This window comes from Pseudomonas sp. DCA-1 (assembly GCF_046523955.1).
In the GTDB taxonomy this organism is placed as follows: Bacteria; Pseudomonadota; Gammaproteobacteria; order Pseudomonadales; family Pseudomonadaceae; genus Aquipseudomonas; species Aquipseudomonas putida_Y.
The window spans coordinates 2,834,289-2,851,408 of the sequence record NZ_CP169881.1 but is presented as its reverse complement, the minus strand read 5'-3'; the positions used below and the strand labels follow the sequence as shown (position 1 = coordinate 2,851,408).

18 protein-coding genes are annotated in these 17,120 nt (G+C 62.2%); 8 read left to right on the top strand and 10 right to left on the bottom strand.

Translation table 11 applies throughout. The features are described 5' to 3' along the window. Positions 1-108: 108 nt before the first annotated feature. Genes pcaF through paaF form a run of 5 tightly spaced genes read right to left on the bottom strand, consistent with a single transcriptional unit; the run spans position 109 to position 4,874 of the window. Positions 109-1,329 (bottom strand): 3-oxoadipyl-CoA thiolase, encoded by a 1,221-nt coding sequence (gene pcaF, locus ACE4QZ_RS13380; RefSeq protein WP_021784701.1) that lies wholly within the window; start codon positions 1,327-1,329, stop codon positions 109-111. After that, positions 1,322-1,762, bottom strand: coding sequence for a hydroxyphenylacetyl-CoA thioesterase PaaI (paaI, locus tag ACE4QZ_RS13375; RefSeq protein ID WP_021784700.1), 441 nt, complete (start codon positions 1,760-1,762; stop codon positions 1,322-1,324). Before paaI ends, pcaF begins: the two co-directional genes overlap by 8 nt. Beyond that, positions 1,755-3,272, bottom strand: a complete 1,518-nt coding sequence (gene paaH, locus ACE4QZ_RS13370; protein WP_021784699.1) for a 3-hydroxyacyl-CoA dehydrogenase PaaH — start codon at positions 3,270-3,272, stop codon at positions 1,755-1,757. Before paaH ends, paaI begins: the two co-directional genes overlap by 8 nt. A gap of 2 nt (positions 3,273-3,274) precedes the next feature. Further along, the gene (paaG, locus tag ACE4QZ_RS13365; RefSeq protein WP_021784698.1) at positions 3,275-4,066 is read right to left on the bottom strand and encodes a 2-(1,2-epoxy-1,2-dihydrophenyl)acetyl-CoA isomerase PaaG; all 792 of its coding nucleotides are present in this window, start codon (positions 4,064-4,066) and stop codon (positions 3,275-3,277) included. Between the two features lie 34 nt (positions 4,067-4,100). Then, complete coding sequence (gene paaF / locus ACE4QZ_RS13360; RefSeq protein WP_021784697.1) at positions 4,101-4,874, bottom strand: 2,3-dehydroadipyl-CoA hydratase PaaF; 774 nt, start codon at positions 4,872-4,874, stop codon at positions 4,101-4,103. A gap of 346 nt (positions 4,875-5,220) precedes the next feature. Between paaF and paaY the strand changes: the two genes are divergently transcribed. Beyond that, on the top strand, positions 5,221-5,820 hold the full coding sequence (gene paaY / locus ACE4QZ_RS13355) for a phenylacetic acid degradation protein PaaY (protein WP_021784696.1): 600 nt from the start codon (positions 5,221-5,223) through the stop codon (positions 5,818-5,820). A gap of 77 nt (positions 5,821-5,897) precedes the next feature. Beyond that, a complete protein-coding gene (gene paaX, locus ACE4QZ_RS13350) occupies positions 5,898-6,821 on the top strand; it encodes a phenylacetic acid degradation operon negative regulatory protein PaaX (protein WP_181004846.1) in 924 nt (307 codons plus the stop codon). Positions 6,822-6,879: 58 nt separating this feature from the next. Here the strand turns inward: paaX and ACE4QZ_RS13345 are convergent, their stop codons facing one another. Beyond that, entirely contained in the window at positions 6,880-7,677 is a 798-nt protein-coding gene (locus tag ACE4QZ_RS13345; RefSeq protein ID WP_021784694.1) for a helix-turn-helix domain-containing protein, read from the bottom strand. Positions 7,678-7,679: 2 nt separating this feature from the next. Next, entirely contained in the window at positions 7,680-7,928 is a 249-nt protein-coding gene (locus ACE4QZ_RS13340) for a hypothetical protein (RefSeq protein WP_021784693.1), read from the bottom strand. 288 nt (positions 7,929-8,216) lie between these two features. Between ACE4QZ_RS13340 and ACE4QZ_RS13335 the strand changes: the two genes are divergently transcribed. Continuing rightward, a complete protein-coding gene (locus ACE4QZ_RS13335; protein WP_021784692.1) occupies positions 8,217-9,143 on the top strand; it encodes a universal stress protein in 927 nt (308 codons plus the stop codon). A gap of 216 nt (positions 9,144-9,359) precedes the next feature. Here ACE4QZ_RS13335 and ACE4QZ_RS13330 read toward each other — a convergent pair whose 3' ends face one another. Further along, complete coding sequence (locus tag ACE4QZ_RS13330) at positions 9,360-9,908, bottom strand: GNAT family N-acetyltransferase (RefSeq protein ID WP_004374560.1); 549 nt, start codon at positions 9,906-9,908, stop codon at positions 9,360-9,362. Positions 9,909-10,090: 182 nt separating this feature from the next. Here ACE4QZ_RS13330 and ACE4QZ_RS13325 point away from each other — a divergent pair, with 182 nt between their 5' ends. The 3 genes from ACE4QZ_RS13325 (at position 10,091) to ACE4QZ_RS13315 (ending at position 13,094) form a co-directional block, all read left to right on the top strand. Continuing rightward, positions 10,091-11,017, top strand: a complete 927-nt coding sequence (locus ACE4QZ_RS13325; RefSeq protein ID WP_021784691.1) for a universal stress protein — start codon at positions 10,091-10,093, stop codon at positions 11,015-11,017. Beyond that, positions 11,008-12,375 carry an MBL fold metallo-hydrolase RNA specificity domain-containing protein gene (locus tag ACE4QZ_RS13320; RefSeq protein ID WP_021784690.1) on the top strand — a complete coding sequence of 456 codons (1,368 nt, stop codon included), beginning with the start codon at positions 11,008-11,010 and terminating at the stop codon, positions 12,373-12,375. The genes ACE4QZ_RS13325 and ACE4QZ_RS13320 overlap by 10 nt, the downstream gene beginning before the upstream one ends. 74 nt (positions 12,376-12,449) lie before the next feature. Further along, the gene (locus ACE4QZ_RS13315) at positions 12,450-13,094 is read left to right on the top strand and encodes a hypothetical protein (protein ID WP_223271115.1); all 645 of its coding nucleotides are present in this window, start codon (positions 12,450-12,452) and stop codon (positions 13,092-13,094) included. A gap of 51 nt (positions 13,095-13,145) precedes the next feature. Here the strand turns inward: ACE4QZ_RS13315 and ACE4QZ_RS13310 are convergent, their stop codons facing one another. Together ACE4QZ_RS13310 and ACE4QZ_RS13305 are read right to left on the bottom strand one after the other, a co-directional pair. Beyond that, positions 13,146-13,715 (bottom strand): GNAT family N-acetyltransferase, encoded by a 570-nt coding sequence (locus ACE4QZ_RS13310; RefSeq protein WP_021784688.1) that lies wholly within the window; start codon positions 13,713-13,715, stop codon positions 13,146-13,148. A 209-nt stretch (positions 13,716-13,924) separates the two neighbouring features. Continuing rightward, complete coding sequence (locus tag ACE4QZ_RS13305; RefSeq protein WP_021784687.1) at positions 13,925-14,350, bottom strand: potassium channel family protein; 426 nt, start codon at positions 14,348-14,350, stop codon at positions 13,925-13,927. A gap of 178 nt (positions 14,351-14,528) precedes the next feature. Here ACE4QZ_RS13305 and ACE4QZ_RS13300 point away from each other — a divergent pair, with 178 nt between their 5' ends. Together ACE4QZ_RS13300 and ACE4QZ_RS13295 are read left to right on the top strand one after the other, a co-directional pair. Continuing rightward, a complete protein-coding gene (locus ACE4QZ_RS13300) occupies positions 14,529-14,783 on the top strand; it encodes a hypothetical protein (RefSeq protein ID WP_028697431.1) in 255 nt (84 codons plus the stop codon). Between the two features lie 5 nt (positions 14,784-14,788). After that, on the top strand, positions 14,789-17,071 hold the full coding sequence (locus ACE4QZ_RS13295; protein WP_021784685.1) for a heavy metal translocating P-type ATPase: 2,283 nt from the start codon (positions 14,789-14,791) through the stop codon (positions 17,069-17,071). The last annotated feature ends 49 nt before the right edge of the window (positions 17,072-17,120 follow it).

The window sequence follows — 17,120 nt, the reverse complement described above, 5'->3', positions numbered from 1 at the left end:
TTGTTCTTGTACGCCGCGCGCCAGCGGTTGCAGGCCACGCGGTGAGTGTCATGGAGGCAGCATATACGGCTGCGTTCAGTTCGGTAACAAGCGCAGGGCCTGAACCGCTCAGAGGCGCTCGATGATCATGGCGATGCCTTGGCCTACGCCAATGCACATGGTGCACAGGGCGTAGCGGCCGGCCGTTTCTTCAAGCTCGTGCAAGGCAGTGGTCACCAACCGGGCACCGCTCATGCCCAGTGGATGGCCCAGGGCAATGGCGCCGCCGTTGCGGTTGACTCGCGGGTCGTCGTCGGCCAGGCCCAGCTCGCGCAACACGGCCAGCCCTTGGGCGGCAAAGGCCTCATTGAGTTCGATGACATCCATGTCAGCCAGTGTCAGGCCGGTGAGTGCCAGCACCTTGCGGGTCGCAGGCACCGGACCGATGCCCATCAGCCTGGGCTCGACCCCGGCCACCGCCATGCCGACGATGCGCCCGCGCGCTTTCAAGCCATGGCGGCGGGCTGCGGCGCTGCTGGCCAGCAGCAGGGCGCAAGCGCCGTCATTCACGCCGGAGGCATTACCAGCCGTTACACTGCCGCCTTCACGAAACGGCGTGCCGAGCCGAGCCAACTGCTCCAGCGTGGTGTCGCCGCGTGGGTGCTCGTCATGCTCGACCACTTTGGCCGGGCCTTTGCGTTGCGGGATTTCGACCGGCACGATTTCCTGTGCCAGGCGGCCGCGGGCCTGAGCGGCTGCAGCCTTGTGCTGGCTGCGCAGGGCAAACGCATCCTGGTCGGCGCGCGAGATGCCGAACTGTTCGGCCACGTTTTCGGCGGTTTCCGGCATCGAATCGATGCCGTAGGCGGCCTTCATCAGCGGGTTGACGAAACGCCAGCCTATCGTGGTGTCGAACAGCTCGGCCGCACGGCCGAATGCCTGTTCCGACTTACCCATCACAAACGGTGCACGCGACATGGATTCCACGCCACCGGCCAGCATAAGCCCCGCTTCACCACAGCGCAGGGCGCGCGCCGCATTGCCGATGGCATCCAGGCCGGAACCGCACAGGCGGTTGATCGTGGTCCCTGGTACTTCGAGTGGTAGCCCGGCCAGCAGGCTCGCCATGTGAGCCACGTTGCGGTTGTCTTCGCCGGCCTGGTTGGCACAGCCGAAGATGACGTCATCAATGGCTTTCCAGTCCAGTTCGGGGTGGCGCTGGATCAAGGCTTTGAGCGGGATGGCCGCCAGGTCGTCGGCGCGCACGCTGCTCAGGGCCCCGGCATAGCGGCCAATGGGGGTGCGCACGGCGTCGATGATCAAGGCATCGGCGTGGGTCGGTTCATTCATCTTGCGTCTCCTGCGCCAGCACGGTGCCGCGCACTTTGTAGGATTTGCCATGGAACATCGCCACCAGCTCACCGCGCTGGTTGTCGATGCGCACGTCGTACAGGCCGGTGCGGCCTTTGCGGCTGACTTCGCTGGCGTGGGCGGTGAGCACGTCATCGCGCAGCGCCGGGGCCAGGTAGTCGATGCTGCACCCCAGCGCCACCGTGGCCTGGTCGTAGCTGTTACAGGCGAAGGCAAACGCCGAATCAGCCAAAGCGAACAGGAAACCGCCATGGCAGGTGCCATGGCCCTGGATCATGTCGGCACGCACCGGCATGCGCAGGCTGGCCCGGCCTGGGCCGGCATCCAGCAGGCTGATGCCCAGGCCCTGAGTGGCCGGGTCGCGGGCGTACATGGCGTCGGCACAGGCTTGTGCCAGTTGCACTTCAGTCATGAAGGGTGCCTCCTTTGGCTTCGCAGCGACGTAACAGCAGGGAAGGGCGATAGCGGCTTTCACCGTAGCTGCGCTGCAGGTTGTCGAGCACGCGCAGGGTATGGGCAATACCGATGTTCGCCGCCCACGCCAGCGGGCCGCAGGGGTAATTGACGCCGGCGCGCATGGCCAGGTCGATGTCGGCGGCGCTGCCGACGCCCTGAAGCACCGCATCGGCGGCCTCGTTGGCAAGCATTGCCACGGTACGCAGGACCACTAGGCCGGGCAGGTCGGCGATGCCGGTCACTTTCAGGCCGGCGCGCTGCAACAGGGCTACGGCCTGGTCACGGGCGCTGTCAGTGGTATCGGCGGACCAGCTGATGGCAAGGCGGGTGGCGCTGCTGTAGTCCAGCGCCAGGTCGAGCAGCACAAGGTTGCGCAGGCCGTCTTCGCGGGCGCGCTGGCTGGCCAGACGGCCATCGGACAGGGCCAGGGTGGCATCGCCCACCTGAATCAAGCCACTACCGGCGCGTTGGGTCACGGCAATGCCGCTTTGGCGCAGGCGCTCGACCAGCGGCTGCATCACCCCCAGGTTGCCCTCGACAACGCAGGCCTCTGCGCAGGCGGAGCTGTGCAGTTCGGCCGGCTGCGGAGGCTCGACGCCTTCGGCATAGCGGTAAAAGCCTTGGCCGGTCTTGCGCCCCAGGCGACCGGCGTCCACCAGTTCCTTCTGCACCAGCGAAGGCTGGAAGCGGAAATCGCCATAGAAAGCATCGAATACGGAACAGGTGACCGCGTAATTGACGTCATGGCCAATCAGGTCGGTCAGCTCGAACGCCCCCATGCGAAAGCCGCCAGCGTCACGCATCAGCGCATCCAGGCTGGCGCAATCGGCGGCACCTTCCTGCATCAGGCGCAGGCTTTCGGCATAGAACGGCCGCGCTACACGGTTGACGATGAAACCCGGTGTAGAGCGTGCATGTACCGGCTGCTTGCCCCAGGCCTGGGCAGTGGCGTAGATGCATGCGGCCACTGCCGGGTCGGTTGCCAGGCCCGACACCACCTCGACAAGCGCCATCAGCGGTGCCGGGTTGAAGAAGTGCATACCGACCACGTGCTGCGGGCGTTCAAGGCCAGCGGCGAGGCTGGTGATGGACAGTGACGAAGTGTTGCTGGCAAGGATACAGTCGGCTGCGCACAGGGTTTCGAGCTGGTTGAACAACGCCTGCTTCACCTGCAGGTTTTCGACGATGGCTTCAATCACCAGGCCGGCATCTGCCAAGGATTCGAGTGTATCGACCGGGCACAGGCGGGCATTGATCGTTTCGCGTTCAGCGGCCAGTAACTTTCCTTTGTCCACCAGCCGGGCCAGTTGCCGATCGATACCCGTCACCGCCTGGGCGGCAGCACCCGGGCGGTTATCGTAGAGCTTGACGGGGTGACCGGCCTGGGCCGCGACCTGGGCGATACCGGCGCCCATGGCGCCGGCACCAATCACCGCCACCTGCACATTGCTTGCGAGTGCGCCCATGTTCAGCGCCCCTTGAAGGCTGGCGTGCGTTTGTTCATGAAGGCGCTTACGCCTTCGCGGTAGTCCTCGCTGCGCCCGGCCAGGCGCTGCAGGTCGCGCTCCAGCTCCAGCTGCGCCTCAAAACCGTTGTCGAAACTGGCATTGAGGCTGCGCTTGATCAGTGCCAGGCCGTAGGTGGGTTGGGCGGCGAGGTGGCGGGCGAGGGTGAGGGCTTCATCACGCAGCGCGGCATCATCTACCACGCGGTAGATCAGCCCCCATTGCTCGGCCTGTTCGGCGCCAAGGCGCTCGCCCAGCATGGCCAGCGCCTTGGCCCGGGCCATGCCGACCAAGCGCGGCAGCAGCCAGGTACCGCCGGAATCCGGCACCAGGCCAATCTTGCAGAAGGCCTGGATGAAACTGGCCGAGCGGGCGGCCAGCACCAGGTCGCAGGCCAACGGAATGTTGGCGCCGGCACCGGCCGCCACGCCGTTGACTGCGCAGATCACCGGCAAAGGCAGATCGCGCAGGGTGCGCACCAGCGGGTTGTAGAACTTGTCGATCGATTGGCCCAGGTCTGGCATTTCGGCGCCTGGGGCAACGTTGCGGTCGGACAGGTCCTGGCCGGCACAGAAACCGCGGCCTTCAGCCGTCAGCAGCAGTACCCGCGCTTCACTGCTCTGGCGCACTTGCCTGAGCGCTTCGCGCACCTCCAGGTGCATGGCCGTATTGAAGCTGTTCAGCTGCTCGGGGCGGTTCAATGAAAGGAAGGCAACGCCGTCCTCGATGGAAAACAGGATGTGCTGGAAAGTCATGACAGACTCGCTCCGTCAGTCGAGAGAATGATGATCAGCGCCCCTGGAAACGGGCCTGGCGCTTTTCCTGGAAGGCGCGGATGCCTTCATCGCGGTCGGCGGTGCCAGCCAGCAGGGTGAAAGCATGGCGCTCGAAGCGCAGGCCGCTGGCCAGGTCGGTATCACCGGCCTTCAGTAACGCCTCCTTGGCCAGGCGAACGGCCAGCGGCGCTTTGGCGGCGATGCTGCGGGCAACCTGCATGGCGCGTTCTACGGTGAGTTCGGGCTGGGTGATTTCGCTGACTAGGCCGGCCTGTTGGGCACGGTGGGCAGTGATGGCTTCCCCCGTCAGTACCATTTGCATGGCCAATGGCTTACCGACGGCACGCATCAAGCGCTGGGTGCCGCCAGCACCAGGGATGATGCCAAGGTTGATTTCCGGCTGGCCGAAACGGGCGTCGGTACTGGCGATGACGATGTCGGCGCACATTGCCAGTTCGCAGCCGCCACCCAGGGCATAGCCGTTGACTGCGGCAATCAGCGGTTTGGCGAATGCGGCGATGCTTTGCCAATGCGCTACGCGCGGGTCATTGAGGATGCCGACCAGGTCGCGATCAGCCATCTCGCGGATGTCGGCGCCTGCGGCGAATGCCTTGGCACTGCCCGTAATCACTACAGCTCGGACAGGCTCGTCGTCCCCGGCAGCCTGCAGCGCAGCAGCCAGTTCTGCCAGTAGCTCGGTGCACAGGGCATTCAAGGCCTCGGGCCGTTGCAGGGTAATGAGCTGAACGCCGTGTTCGGGCGCCTGCACATCGATATATCGCGGCATCTCGGGTTCCTCTGGCTGCACGCACGGCACATCGCGGGGCCGGCATTTCTTGGAATTGTTTGCAGGGGCGTAATGCGGGATCACGACCAGGTGAGGTCAGTATATGCCCCATGTGATACAGCTATGCAAGCCTAAATGCTATTTTACGTATCTCTTTTTCGTTTTCCTGTGATCACGACTCCAGTGCAGTAGTTGCAGAAGAATCGTTTAATCTAGGCGTTTTTGAGTATTTACAGAGGGTTTCTGCCTTACAGTATTGACTCGGCACAAGTGATACACGATTGACGACCAACTAGGTTCTGATACAAGATCGACTGACATTTCAAATCATTTCAAGAGTGTTGCCATGCCTTGCTATCGACTGGACGGCCTGACGCCTGTGGTTCACCCGACAGCCTACGTGCACCCCAGCGCAGTCCTGATCGGCGACGTCATCGTCGGCCCCCGCTGCTACATTGGCCCGCTGGCATCGCTCAGGGGCGATTTCGGCCGCATCGTGCTGGAGGAGGGCGCCAACTTGCAGGACACCTGCGTGATGCATGGTTTCCCGGGGGGCGACACCGTAGTGGAACGTAATGGGCATGTCGGCCATGGCGCCGTGCTGCACGGCTGTCGCGTGGGCGAAGATTCATTGATCGGCATGAACGCCGTGGTGATGGACGGCGCCCATGTAGCACCACGCAGCATCGTCGCGGCCACCGCCTTCGTCAAAGCTGGCTTCGAATGTGCGGCGCAGAGCCTGGTGATGGGGTCGCCAGCCCAGGTCAAACGCCCGCTGACCGATCAGGAACTGGCCTGGAAACAGCGCGGGACGGCGGAGTACCAGCACCTGGCGCAGCGCTGCATGAACAGCATGGTCGAATGTCCGCCGCTGACCGAGGCAGAGCCGGGACGCCCGCGCATGGAAGACACCGGGGTCAGGCCCAAGGGCCAGGCGAGCGCATGAGCCTGGCAGCGACACGCAATGGCCAGGCGGCCCACCGCACAGGTATAGTCGGTGCTTTATCCGCGCACAGTTCGCCCATGAGCAATCTCGCCCCACTGAACCACTTGATCACCCGCTTTCAGGAGCAGACGCCAATCCGCGCCAGCTCCCTGATCATCACGTTGTACGGCGATGCCATCGAGCCGCACGGCGGTACAGTCTGGCTCGGTAGCCTGATCAACCTGCTGGAACCGATAGGCATCAATGAACGGCTGATACGCACGTCGATCTTTCGCCTTACCAAAGAAGGTTGGCTCACTTCAGAAAAGGTGGGGCGGCGCAGTTATTACAGCCTGACAGGCACTGGCCGTCGGCGCTTCGAAAAAGCCTTCAAGCGCGTCTATAGCCCGAGCCAGCCAGCCTGGGACGGGGCCTGGACGCTGGTGTTGCTGTCGCAACTCGAGGCGGGTAAACGCAAGGCCGTGCGTGAAGAGCTGGAGTGGCAGGGCTTTGGTGTCATGGCGCCGAACCTGCTAGGTTGCCCGCGGGCAGACCGTGCCGACCTGGTGGCCACGCTGCGTGACCTTGAGGCCGGCGACGACAGCATCGTCTTCGAAACCCACACCCAGGAGGTACTCGCGTCCAAGGCCATGCGCGCCCAGGTGCGGGAAAGCTGGCGTATCGACGAACTGGGGCAGCAATACAGCGAGTTTATCCAGCTGTTCAGGCCACTGTGGCAAGGTTTGAAAGAGCAGCCGTTGCTTGATGCTCAAGATTGCTTCCTGGCGCGTACGCTGCTGATTCACGAATACCGCCGCCTGCTGCTGCGCGACCCGCAACTACCCGACGAGCTACTGCCAGGGGACTGGGAGGGAAGGGCAGCGCGACAGTTGTGCCGTAACCTCTACCGACTGGTGTTTGCCAAGGCCGAAGAATGGTTGAATGCAGCGCTGGAGACGGCAGACGGTCCATTGCCGGATGTGAGCGAGAGTTTCTACAAGCGTTTTGGCGGTTTGGCCTGAGGGGAGTGCTTGCGTGACAGCGCCGTGGCCAACATCTACGGCGTCGAACCGGGTGCCTTCAGGGGCCCTTGACCTCACATTCACCGCCGCCTTGTTCCAGTGCCATGAGTGCAGGCATATCGAGAATTTCCACCAACCTGCCATGCAGGTCGACGAGACCCAGCGCCCGCAGGTGCGCGATGGATCGGCACACGGTTTCCAGGCGTAATCCCAGGTACGAAGCCATGTCTTCTCGGGACATCCGCAACATGAAGCCATGGGCAGAATAACCGCGGCTGACGAAGCGCCTGGAGAGCCCCACCAGAAAGCTGGCCAGCCGCTGTTCTGCTGTGAGGTTGCACAGCATCAGTACACGCCCGTGCTCACGCACGATCTCCCGGCTCATCAAGCGATTGAGGCTTTGCTGCAGGACCGGAAAGTCACGCGCCAGGGTTTGCAAGCGGCGATAGGGGACTGGGCAGACTTCGCTGTCTTCCAGGGCAATGGCGTCGCAGACATGGTGCTCTGTGGCAATGGCATCGAGGCCGAGTACATCGCCCGGCATCCAGAAGTTGATCACCACGCCTTGCCCCTCAGCGGTGTTCAGGCTGGTCTTGAAACTGCCGCAGCGTACGGCATAGAGCATGGTCAGCGGATCGTTGGCGTTGAATAGCGCGGCGCCCTTGCGAATGCGTATGCGTGGGCCTATCAACGCGTCCAGACAGCTGTTGTCGTGAACCGGCAGGCCGGTGGGGAGGCACAGGCCGCTGACCCGGCAATCCATGCAGTGGGTCGCCAGCGGTTTCAGGTGAATAGGGTTTGCCTTGCACGATTCGTTGGACGAGTCGAGTAGTACGACCTTCAGCTGGCCAGGCATCTTCAGGCCTCCTTTGCACTTCGGAGGCCGCTTTGGGCCCCCGCGCCATTAAGCGCACCGTGCCCGGCGGCATCCCCGGTATGGGGCGACCAATCGGCCAGCATGTCACGCGAGTGGGGGGCATTGAGGCGGATTGTAAGTCGCTCGACAAACCGCTCGGCTTCGGCAGCCGTACTGAAACTCACCCGCCAGTGATCCATGCGCACCCAACAGCGTCCCTGCTCAGTGTTCTTCTCGACGTAAATGTTCATCAGGGCCTCCAAAGCATGTATCGATAGACAATGCAGAATGAAGGCGTCCCTGCCGGCAGCGGAGGTGAAGCTCAGGGCGTTATCGCCATGGCACGCCTGCGGCGCCTGAAGTTGTTGTTGATCTGGGTACAGGGTGCGCCAGCGAAGGGTCGAGACATTGATCTGCGTCAGGTTCTTGCGCCATGGGCAATGCCGTTTGTCAGAAGGCGCTCCAGTTGATAAACATCAAATTCGCAAGACCTGCGTGGCAGATGCTTGAGCTACATATCGCAACCTCAGAGGTGTGCCATGGAAACTCCGCAAAGACTGCTGCTGATTGCCTCCCCCCTGATGCGCCGAACCCCGGTCTATGACAGGGCTGCCGCGCTGGCCAAGGCCAAGGGGATGGCGCTGCACATTGTCGCTTTCGACTACGTGGAAGGGCTTGCAACGGCGGGCCTGGTGAATGACCAGGCGCTGGCAGTCATGCGCGAGGGGTATGTGCAGCAGCACCGCGAGTGGCTGGAAACCCAGGCGACATCGATGCGCCGCAGCGGTGTCATCGTCACAACCGAGGTGGTGTGGGTGCAGCACCCCTTGAACGAGATCCTGGTGCACTTGCGTGAGCAGCCGTTCGCCATGCTGATCAAGGCGTTCGAGCATGAGCCCTGGTGGATGCGCGCAATGTTCACCTCGCTGGATATCCAGTTGCTGCGTGAAACGCGAACCCCCTTGCACTTGGTACACAAGGCCAGCCACGCGTTGCCACGAAGGATTCTTGCGGCGGTGGACCTGTCCAGGCCTGAGGATCAGTTCGAAGGTTTCAACGACCAGATCATCAGCGAAGCGTTGAAACTGACATTGCAGTGCAATGCCCAGATCGAGCTGCTGTATGCCTACGACTTGGGTTCCATGTACCTGGACGCAGGCGGCAGCCGGGAACATTCGTTTCTGTTCGATTCGAACCACGCCCAGACCTTGCATGACGCTCAGAGTGCTGCCTTCCAGGAGCTTGCCGAACGCAACGGGATCGCCGCCGAGCACCGCCATATGCGCATAGGCGACCCGGCAAAGGCCCTGGCGATCTTCATGGATAACAATGATATCGACGTGCTGGTCATGGGCAGTTATCACCACCATGGCATCGGCTGGTTCATCGGCAGTACTGCCGAGCGGGTTTTGCATCGGTTGTCCAGCAGTGTGCTGGTGATTTCTCCGGAGCGCTCCAAAGGCTGAAGCACAAGGCCCGCAAGGGCCTAATGCCAGTCAGTTAAGGTTTCATCCTCATTAACTGGGGCCGCTTTGCGGCCCTTCGCGGGCAAGCCCGCTCCCACAGGTACAGCGCAAGCTTGAGATTTTGCGCAATCCTGTGGGAGCGGGCTTGCCCGCGAAGGGCTGCAAAGCAGCCCCATTTGGCTTAACTGACCGGCATTACGCAAGGGCCTTGTTTTTTCATGGCCGCAGGTCAAGTTCGTGCAGGATCTCGCTCACATCCCCGCCAGGGTATCTTGAAGTGAAGCCCAGAGCCTTGACCAGCCGGTGCATGGCATAGTTGCTGGCCAGATCCCTGGAGACCATGCACTGAAAGCCATTTCGTCGTGCGGCTTCAATCAGGTGTTGCATCAGGCGCTTGCCCAACCCCTTGCGCTGCCAGTCTTCGCTGACCGCTACTGCACATTCGCACCGCTGACTGCCAGGTATGCCTGCATAGCGGCTGACGCCGATTTGTTGCAATTGACCGTCTACATGAACCAAGGCGACATAGGCCATGCGCTGGTGATAGTCCACGGGCATGTCTTGCGTGTCCAAGCTAGGCAAGCCGCCGCTGAGCCCGGCAATGAAACGAAAACGCCGTGATTCATAAGCGATGGTGCTCAGAAAACGCTTGTCCCGTTCGCGGTCTTCTTCGCGCAGTGGGCGGATCAGCACCGCCGAACCGTCCTCGAGGTTTTCGACCCAGTGTTCGCAGGTCTGTGGCTGTGCTGTTTGCTGCCCGTTCATGACGCCTCCCGTTGCTTGATCAGTACCTGGTGCAGCCGTTTTAACGTGGCGGGCCGTTTCGGTTCTGACAATCATCAAGTTCAGCCTGGGTAGCGGTTTTCTGATCTGCATCAAGCAACATCGACCCTGCGCGCGGAACATCGTCAGCATCACATCCACTGACGCAAGCGCGGAGGTTCACCATGGGGCAATATCGACAATTGCTGGTGCTGCTGACCGAGGTAGATCCGCATTCCGCCGCTTTGCGCAGAGCCCTTGCCTTGGCGCATGTCAGCGGCGCCAGCGTGCATGTACTGGGTTTGTTCGAGCCGAGCGATCAGCACCTTCTGCGCGAAGAGCGGCTGAATGAGGCCGATATCAAGCGCCAGTACGAACACTATCGCGTTCAGTTGACGGGATTGGTCGAGCGGCATCGCGGCAGCGGTATAACGCTGACGGTCGACAGCCTGAATGCGGAGGATATCCGCAGCCAGGCGATCGATTACATCAGTGAACTGCAGCCCGATATGGTCATCAAGGACAGCGAGGCCGCATCGGCCCTGGCGCGCGTGTTCGGCACCCCACTGGATTGTGCGCTGATGCGAGGTTTCAAAGGCGTCAGCCATTTCGTGCCGGCGGGGGCCATCTCATTGCCGCGGCGTGTCCTGGTCGCAGTGGATACGGCGTTCAGCGAGACGCCTGCTGTGCAGGCGTGCTTCAACCGTGGACTGATTCGTGCTGCCCAGGCGTTGGCCTTGCAGTGTGACGCGCACCTGCATCTGCTATCGGCCTACAACCTGGCAGGGGTATTCGCCTCGGACATGAATGTCACCCAGGCGTGGATCGACGAGATGCGTGAGGCACTGCAGGAGCCTTTCGAGGCGCTGGCCGATGCCGAAGGCGTCGCGCCGGACCGCCGACATTTCATGGAAGGAGGCCCGGTACAGGTGATCCGTGAACAGGTCGCGGCCTTGGACATCGACGCGGTGGTGATGGGCGTGGTGCAGCCCAAAGGCCTGGACAAACTGTTGGGAGACACCACCGAGCGTATCGTCAGCCGCCCACCGTGCAGCGTGCTCGCCGTTCATCCCCAAATAGCCGAAAGTTGGGAGCCTTGGCCATGCAACTGACTTTTCTTGGCGGTACCGGCACCGTTACCGGCAGCAAATTCCTGTTGACCCGTGACAGCACGCGGATATTGGTCGACTGCGGACTCTTCCAGGGGTTCAAGCAACTGCGCCTGCGCAACTGGCAGCCACTGCCCCCGGCGTTGCGGGCACTCGATGCCGTGGTACTGACCCACGCCCACCTTGACCACAGTGGTTATCTGCCGGTGCTGGTTCGGGAAGGCTACCGCGGGCCGATCTACGCCACGCCGGCGACTTGCGCCCTGGCGGAAATCCTCTTGCTCGACAGTGCGCGGCTGCAGGAGGAGCAGGCCGACCATGCCAATCGCCACGGTTACTCCAAGCATGCACCGGCGCAACCGCTCTATACAGAGCAGGATGCCAAAAGGGTCCTGGCATTGTTTCACCCCGTAGAGTTGCATCAGGTGACCATGATCGCCGAGGGCATGGAGTTGCTGTTGCGTACCGCCGGGCATATTCTGGGGGCGGCCACGGTCCAGATCAGCGCCGAGGGGCAGACCGTGCTGTTTTCGGGTGATCTCGGGCGCCCTCAGGATCCGATCATGCGTGCGCCTGAGCTGGTCAGGACGGCCGACGTGCTGTTGATCGAATCTACCTATGGGGATCGCCAGCATCCCGCCGAATCGACCGAGCAGTATTTGGCCAAGATCATCAACGAAACGCTCCTGCGCCACGGCATTACCCTCGTGCCGTCATTCGCCGTCGGCCGTGCCCAACTGCTCATGTACTACCTGTACACGCTCAAGCGCGACCGGCTGATCCCTGATATCCCGGTCTACCTGAACAGCCCGATGGCCACCGACGCCACCGTCTTGTACCAGCAGTACCGCAGTGAACACCGGCTGACCGCAGCCGAGTGCGCCGCCATGTGCATAGGCACGCACATCATCCGGACGGTCGATGAGTCCAGGCACCTGGACCAACTGCGCGAGCCCGCAGTGATCATCGCCGCCAGTGGTATGGCGACCGGCGGACGGGTGCTTCACCACCTCAAGGCGCTGGCCCCCAACCCACGCAACAGCATTCTGTTCTCGGGCTTTCAAGCCGGGGGTACGCGGGGAGCCGATATTGTAGCGGGTGCCCACAGTGTGCGGTTGCACGGCGAGGATGTGCCCATCCGTGCACAGGTGCATGCGATGGAGAATCTTTCTGCGCACGCCGATGCCGACGAAATCATGGAATGGTTGCGCGGGTTCACCCGGCCGCCCCGTCAGACCTATGTCATTCATGGCGAGCCACACGCTGCCGATACCTTGCGGCGGCGCATCAGCCTCGAACTCGGCTGGCAGGTGTGCGTGCCTGAGTATCAGGAAACGGTTGCCATCGACCCAGTGCGCTAGGGGCTGCTTTCAACGCAGCATCAACGAGTTTCAAGGCTTCTCATACAGAGCCTGGGTCGGCGCGGGAGGTATTCATGAACACACAAGCAAGGGCAAAACTCAGAGCCTGGATGCATCGTCCAAAGGGCAGCCTGGGTTGGATCGTGGCGATTCTGGTCTTGCTACTCGCCGCATCGGCCTACCACGGGCTGAGCCCGACCTGGCGCCTGCCCATGCACGATCCGGCCGTGATACTGGCCTTGCTGGCCCTGAGTGTGGCGCTAGGCTGGGCGGTGCAGCGAGGCGTGAAGCGCACTGTCGGCAGGGCCATTTTCAACGGCCAGGAGACAGGCTGGCAGGCCAGGCTGGCGTTCCTTCGCTCGGTGGCCCGGGAGTCGAACATCCTGCTGGTGGTGCTGTTGTGCCTGGGGCTGCTGGGCACAGGCGCCTTGTGGTTGGCAGGACGCTCAGTGACGCAGATCGTGGCGAACTGCGAGGCCAACCTGCAGGCTCAAGTGGACGTACCCGAATATGAAAAACTCTCCACACTTGTCGGCAAACCGGTGTGCACGTGTCTGGCACAGACCTTCATGAAGCGCAACGGGGTGCTACGCATGGCTTTGTTCGAAACGCCCATGCAGGAGGTGAGCGGCTTGAAGGTACTCACACCCGATGATGAGCAGCGCTGCCTCAAACAGTTCGACCTGTTGCCCGAGGAGCCTCAGGCAACCATGCCTTGAATCAGATGCTGGCCGCCGCGTCAGGACAAGTCATGCCGCGGCGGCTTTGGTTCAGCTCAGTACAAGCCGGTGGATTACCTGGCTCGGATCATCAGGGTCGGTGGTCGTGGTAAATCCTGCTGCCTTGGCCATGTCACGCATTGCCTGATTGGCGGCGGAATCGATCGAATACATCTGCCGAAATCCTTTTGCCCGTGCATGATCAGTCAGGTGCTTGAGCAGCAAGCGGCCGAGGCCATGGTGTTGCCAGCTGTCGAGGACCGTGACCGCACATTCGCATTCATCCTTGGCGTCACAGGCAGCGTAACGGGAAATGCCCACTTCTTGCAGTTCGCCGTCGACATGCGCGAGGGCGACGAAGGCCGCTTGTCGGTCCTGATCGACCGCCATCAACTGGTCGAGCATGGCTTCACCGGGCTCCTTGATCTGGCACAGGAAGCGAAAGTGCCGTGATTCAGGTGACAACCGTTCGATGAAGGCTCTTTCGCGCTGCCTGTCCTTGGCTTGCAACGGCCTGATCAGTACATGGGTACCATTGTCCAAAGCATCGATCCAATGCTCGCCGGCGGGCACCGGAAATGAGGTGGGGGCAGGTTGAGGGGAGGGGTTGACTGGAGCCATGGCGGTATCCTCACACGTCTGGAATGAACAGTGGAGATACAGTTTCGTTGCGTGGCCTTGCACCGACTTGATAGTTGTCAATTGCTCGGCTGACAACTGGATTTTGCTGTCAATTTGAGGGAAGAGCGGATGTTACCGGTTCGCACAGCCCAATTGGCCGATGGTAAACAGGCAGCCGGCTTGTGGTCACCGCCGCACCCGGTACTCCATTATTTGGCTTTCCAGTACTTCTGCATTTCCAGGAAGAGGAACGAAGCGGTCCAGGTGATCAACACCAGGCCGGTCAATGCCTGCAGGCCAGTAAGGTACTTGAGGTGCCCGCTCGGGGTGATGTCGCCGAAACCAATGGTGGTATAGGTGGTGAAGGAAAAGTACACGCAGTCCAGGAAACTCCCGTCGAAGTTGCCGCTGAGCGTGCCCCAGCCGTCGGCATGGGCCATCAGGTAATACACCAGGGCAAAGCACCAGACCTCAAGCGCATGGGCCAGTAGTGCGCCGAACACGCCCGCTACGATGCGAAACCGGCTCCAGAGTTTGAGCCGTGGTAGCCAGTCATTCAGGCGCAGCAGGCATTCGTAGTGAATGATCACCACCAGGATCACGACCAGCATGTTGATCAGCGTGACAGTGAGCATCGCAGGTACTCCTGCCCTGATTGGCGGTTCATTTCAAGTTGTCGACCAACGCATGGATGGTAGCTCATTGGCCTGCCGCAGCAACGGCAGGAACTCAGCACACGATTGACAAATGTCAGGCTGCTGCAGGCGGCGTTACCGATACTCAGGGTGACTTGGCACGCACGAGGGTATGGACATGCAACGCTATCTGCTTTTGGGGTTGACGAGCCTGTTACTGGCGACGGGGTCAGGCTGCAGCCCTTGGCACACCGAGGAATACGATGCGCGCCTGGCGTCAGCAGAGGACAATGCTGCCACTGCGCGGTTGCGTGCCGATCAGGTGTGCTACCGCATCGATCTGGTAGAGCAGACTGCCAACGAGGCACTGCGCAGGGCGACCCTGGCTCAGGACCAGGTTCAACAACTGCTGCAGCAGTCCAGACGCAAGTAGCCGCCATGGCACAGCGTTGGTTGAACTCCAGCCTGTTGTTGGTGTGTGTGCTGGCTTTGCTGACTGGCGGCTTGGCCTACCTGGCGCAACAGCCCGCTTGGGCGGCGCTGGCCTGGGCGACTGGCGGCGCCTTCATGGCACTGGTACTGGTGGTGGAAATGGCCAGACGCCTGGCCAGGGGGGAGGCGGGCATTGATCTGATAGCCCTGCTGTCGATAGGCGCAGCCTTGATCCTCGAGCAGATGCTGGTCGCCGCGCTGGTTGCGTTCATGCTGGCCACCGGCCGTGCGTTGGAAGCCTTCAGCTTGCGCCACGCCGAGCGCGAATTGCGCGCGCTGATCCAGCGTGCGCCCCAGCGTGCCTGGGTCCAGGAACACGATGGGCTGCGCGAGGTTGCGGTGGATCAGGTTCAGCCTGGGCAGACCCTGCTGGTGCGTCTGGGGGACATCGTGCCGGTCGACGGGCAGTTGAAAAGTGACCAGGCCATCCTGGACGAGGCCGCGCTGACCGGCGAATCGTTACCTGTAACGCGCCATGCTGGCGAACACGTAGCCAGCGGGGTGTGCAACGCCGGCGCGCCGATTTGGCTGCTGGCCACGCACACGGCGGCACAAAGCACTTATGCGGGCATCGTGCGCCTGGCCGAGGCGGCACGCCAGTCACGGGCACCTTTCGTGCGCCTGGCCGACCGCTACGCGCTGGCGCTCATTCCGCTGACGATGCTGGTCGCTGCGCTCGCCTGGTGGATCAGCGGCGACATCCAGCGGGTACTGGCCGTTCTGGTTGTCGCCACGCCATGCCCGCTGATTCTGGCGGTGCCGATTGCCATCTTGTCGGGTATCTCGCGTGCGGCACGGCGGAACATTCTGGTGCGCGATGGTGCAGTGCTGGAAGCGCTCGCCGGGGTTCGCCAGGTGTTTCTCGACAAGACCGGCACCCTGACCAGTGGCCATGCCCGACTGCAATCGATCGAGGTCAAGGGGGAGGGGGTACCGCTGCAGATTCTGCAGCGGGCCGCATCGTTGGCCCAGGCATCCACCCATCCAATTTCACAGGCCATCGTTGAGGCTGCCCGTTCGCGAGGCTTGCCACTATCAACGCCGGAAAACGTCCAGGAAAGCCCGGGCCAGGGGCTTGCCGGGCGAGTTCAGGGCAAAGCCGTGCGCGTGGGCGCGCTGGCTTATGTACAGGATGGCAAGGACGAGGAGGCGTGGGCACGGACACGCTTGCAACAATTGGACTATCTGGCCAGCAGCGGTAGTTTCGTGGCGGTGGACGGTGAATTGAAAGCGCTGTTGCGGCTGGCCGATGATGTGCGCCAGGAAACGCCTCAGACCCTGCGTCGGCTCCGTGCGCGTGGCATCGAGAAGATCGTGATGCTTACGGGCGATCGCCCACAAACGGCCGAAATGATCGCGCTGACGGCAGGCATCGACGAGCTGCATTCAGGCCTCTCGCCTGGGGACAAGATCCGGCTGGTGCAGCAGGGCTGCCGCGAAGGTCAGACCTTGATGGTTGGTGATGGCATCAATGATGCGCCTGCGCTGGCTGCTGCCGATGTCGGGGTTGCCATGGGTGCTGCCGGCGTCACCGCCTCGGCGCAGGCAGCCGGCGTAGTCTTGCTGGTTGACCGCCTGGACCGTTTGATCGAGGCGCTGGACATCGCCCGGCATGCGGTGCACATCGCCCGTCAGGGCGTATGGGTGGGCATGACCCTGTCGTTGCTGGCCATGCTGGCCGCTGCTGCAGGTTACTTGCCAGCGGTGATGGGAGCGCTACTGCAGGAAGGCATCGACTTGCTGGTCATCGTCAATGCGTTACGCGCCCTTGGCCCTTTGGCCGGGGACGGGCGAAACGGGCTTGGGGTAGCGAACCTGGAGCGCATGAGCGACGAACATCGGCAACTGCAGGGGCTTCTGACCGAACTGAGCCAGATGGCCGGGGATTTTTCCAGTCGACCCACCGTGCAGGCCCGGACCGACCTGAATCACCTCGTCGCCGCCCTGCATGAGCTACTGGAGCGTCACGAGCGGGATGATGAACAACGCTTGTATCCATTGTTGAGCCGCTACATGGCTGGTGATGACCCCCTTTCGGCAATGAGCCACTGCCACCGCGAAATTTTCCGTCAGATCCAGTTGCTGTCACGCATGAGCAAAGATTTTGTCCAGGCAGCGGCCAGCCCGAGCGCTGACGATATCCAGCACCAGCTCATCCGTCTGGACACACTTGCGCAATTGCACTTCGACCAGGAAGAAGCGTTGTATCGCTATCTGGACAAGCGCTGAATCAGTGCCTGTCGAAACAGCCCGGCGCGCTTGACGCCGCCCATGGCAA

Bases quoted from the DNA above. Each gene is read 5' to 3' on its own strand.
- pcaF (WP_021784701.1), bottom strand. From the start codon at position 1,329: ATGAATGAACCGACCCACGCCGATGCCTTGATCATCGACGCCGTGCGC.
- paaI (WP_021784700.1), bottom strand. From the start codon at position 1,762: ATGACTGAAGTGCAACTGGCACAAGCCTGTGCCGACGCCATGTACGCC.
- paaH (WP_021784699.1), bottom strand. From the start codon at position 3,272: ATGGGCGCACTCGCAAGCAATGTGCAGGTGGCGGTGATTGGTGCCGGC.
- paaG (WP_021784698.1), bottom strand. From the start codon at position 4,066: ATGACTTTCCAGCACATCCTGTTTTCCATCGAGGACGGCGTTGCCTTC.
- paaF (WP_021784697.1), bottom strand. From the start codon at position 4,874: ATGCCGCGATATATCGATGTGCAGGCGCCCGAACACGGCGTTCAGCTC.
- paaY (WP_021784696.1), top strand. From the start codon at position 5,221: ATGCCTTGCTATCGACTGGACGGCCTGACGCCTGTGGTTCACCCGACA.
- paaX (WP_181004846.1), top strand. From the start codon at position 5,898: ATGAGCAATCTCGCCCCACTGAACCACTTGATCACCCGCTTTCAGGAG.
- ACE4QZ_RS13345 (WP_021784694.1), bottom strand. From the start codon at position 7,677: ATGCCTGGCCAGCTGAAGGTCGTACTACTCGACTCGTCCAACGAATCG.
- ACE4QZ_RS13340 (WP_021784693.1), bottom strand. From the start codon at position 7,928: ATGAACATTTACGTCGAGAAGAACACTGAGCAGGGACGCTGTTGGGTG.
- ACE4QZ_RS13335 (WP_021784692.1), top strand. From the start codon at position 8,217: ATGGAAACTCCGCAAAGACTGCTGCTGATTGCCTCCCCCCTGATGCGC.
- ACE4QZ_RS13330 (WP_004374560.1), bottom strand. From the start codon at position 9,908: ATGAACGGGCAGCAAACAGCACAGCCACAGACCTGCGAACACTGGGTC.
- ACE4QZ_RS13325 (WP_021784691.1), top strand. From the start codon at position 10,091: ATGGGGCAATATCGACAATTGCTGGTGCTGCTGACCGAGGTAGATCCG.
- ACE4QZ_RS13320 (WP_021784690.1), top strand. From the start codon at position 11,008: ATGCAACTGACTTTTCTTGGCGGTACCGGCACCGTTACCGGCAGCAAA.
- ACE4QZ_RS13315 (WP_223271115.1), top strand. From the start codon at position 12,450: ATGAACACACAAGCAAGGGCAAAACTCAGAGCCTGGATGCATCGTCCA.
- ACE4QZ_RS13310 (WP_021784688.1), bottom strand. From the start codon at position 13,715: ATGGCTCCAGTCAACCCCTCCCCTCAACCTGCCCCCACCTCATTTCCG.
- ACE4QZ_RS13305 (WP_021784687.1), bottom strand. From the start codon at position 14,350: ATGCTCACTGTCACGCTGATCAACATGCTGGTCGTGATCCTGGTGGTG.
- ACE4QZ_RS13300 (WP_028697431.1), top strand. From the start codon at position 14,529: ATGCAACGCTATCTGCTTTTGGGGTTGACGAGCCTGTTACTGGCGACG.
- ACE4QZ_RS13295 (WP_021784685.1), top strand. From the start codon at position 14,789: ATGGCACAGCGTTGGTTGAACTCCAGCCTGTTGTTGGTGTGTGTGCTG.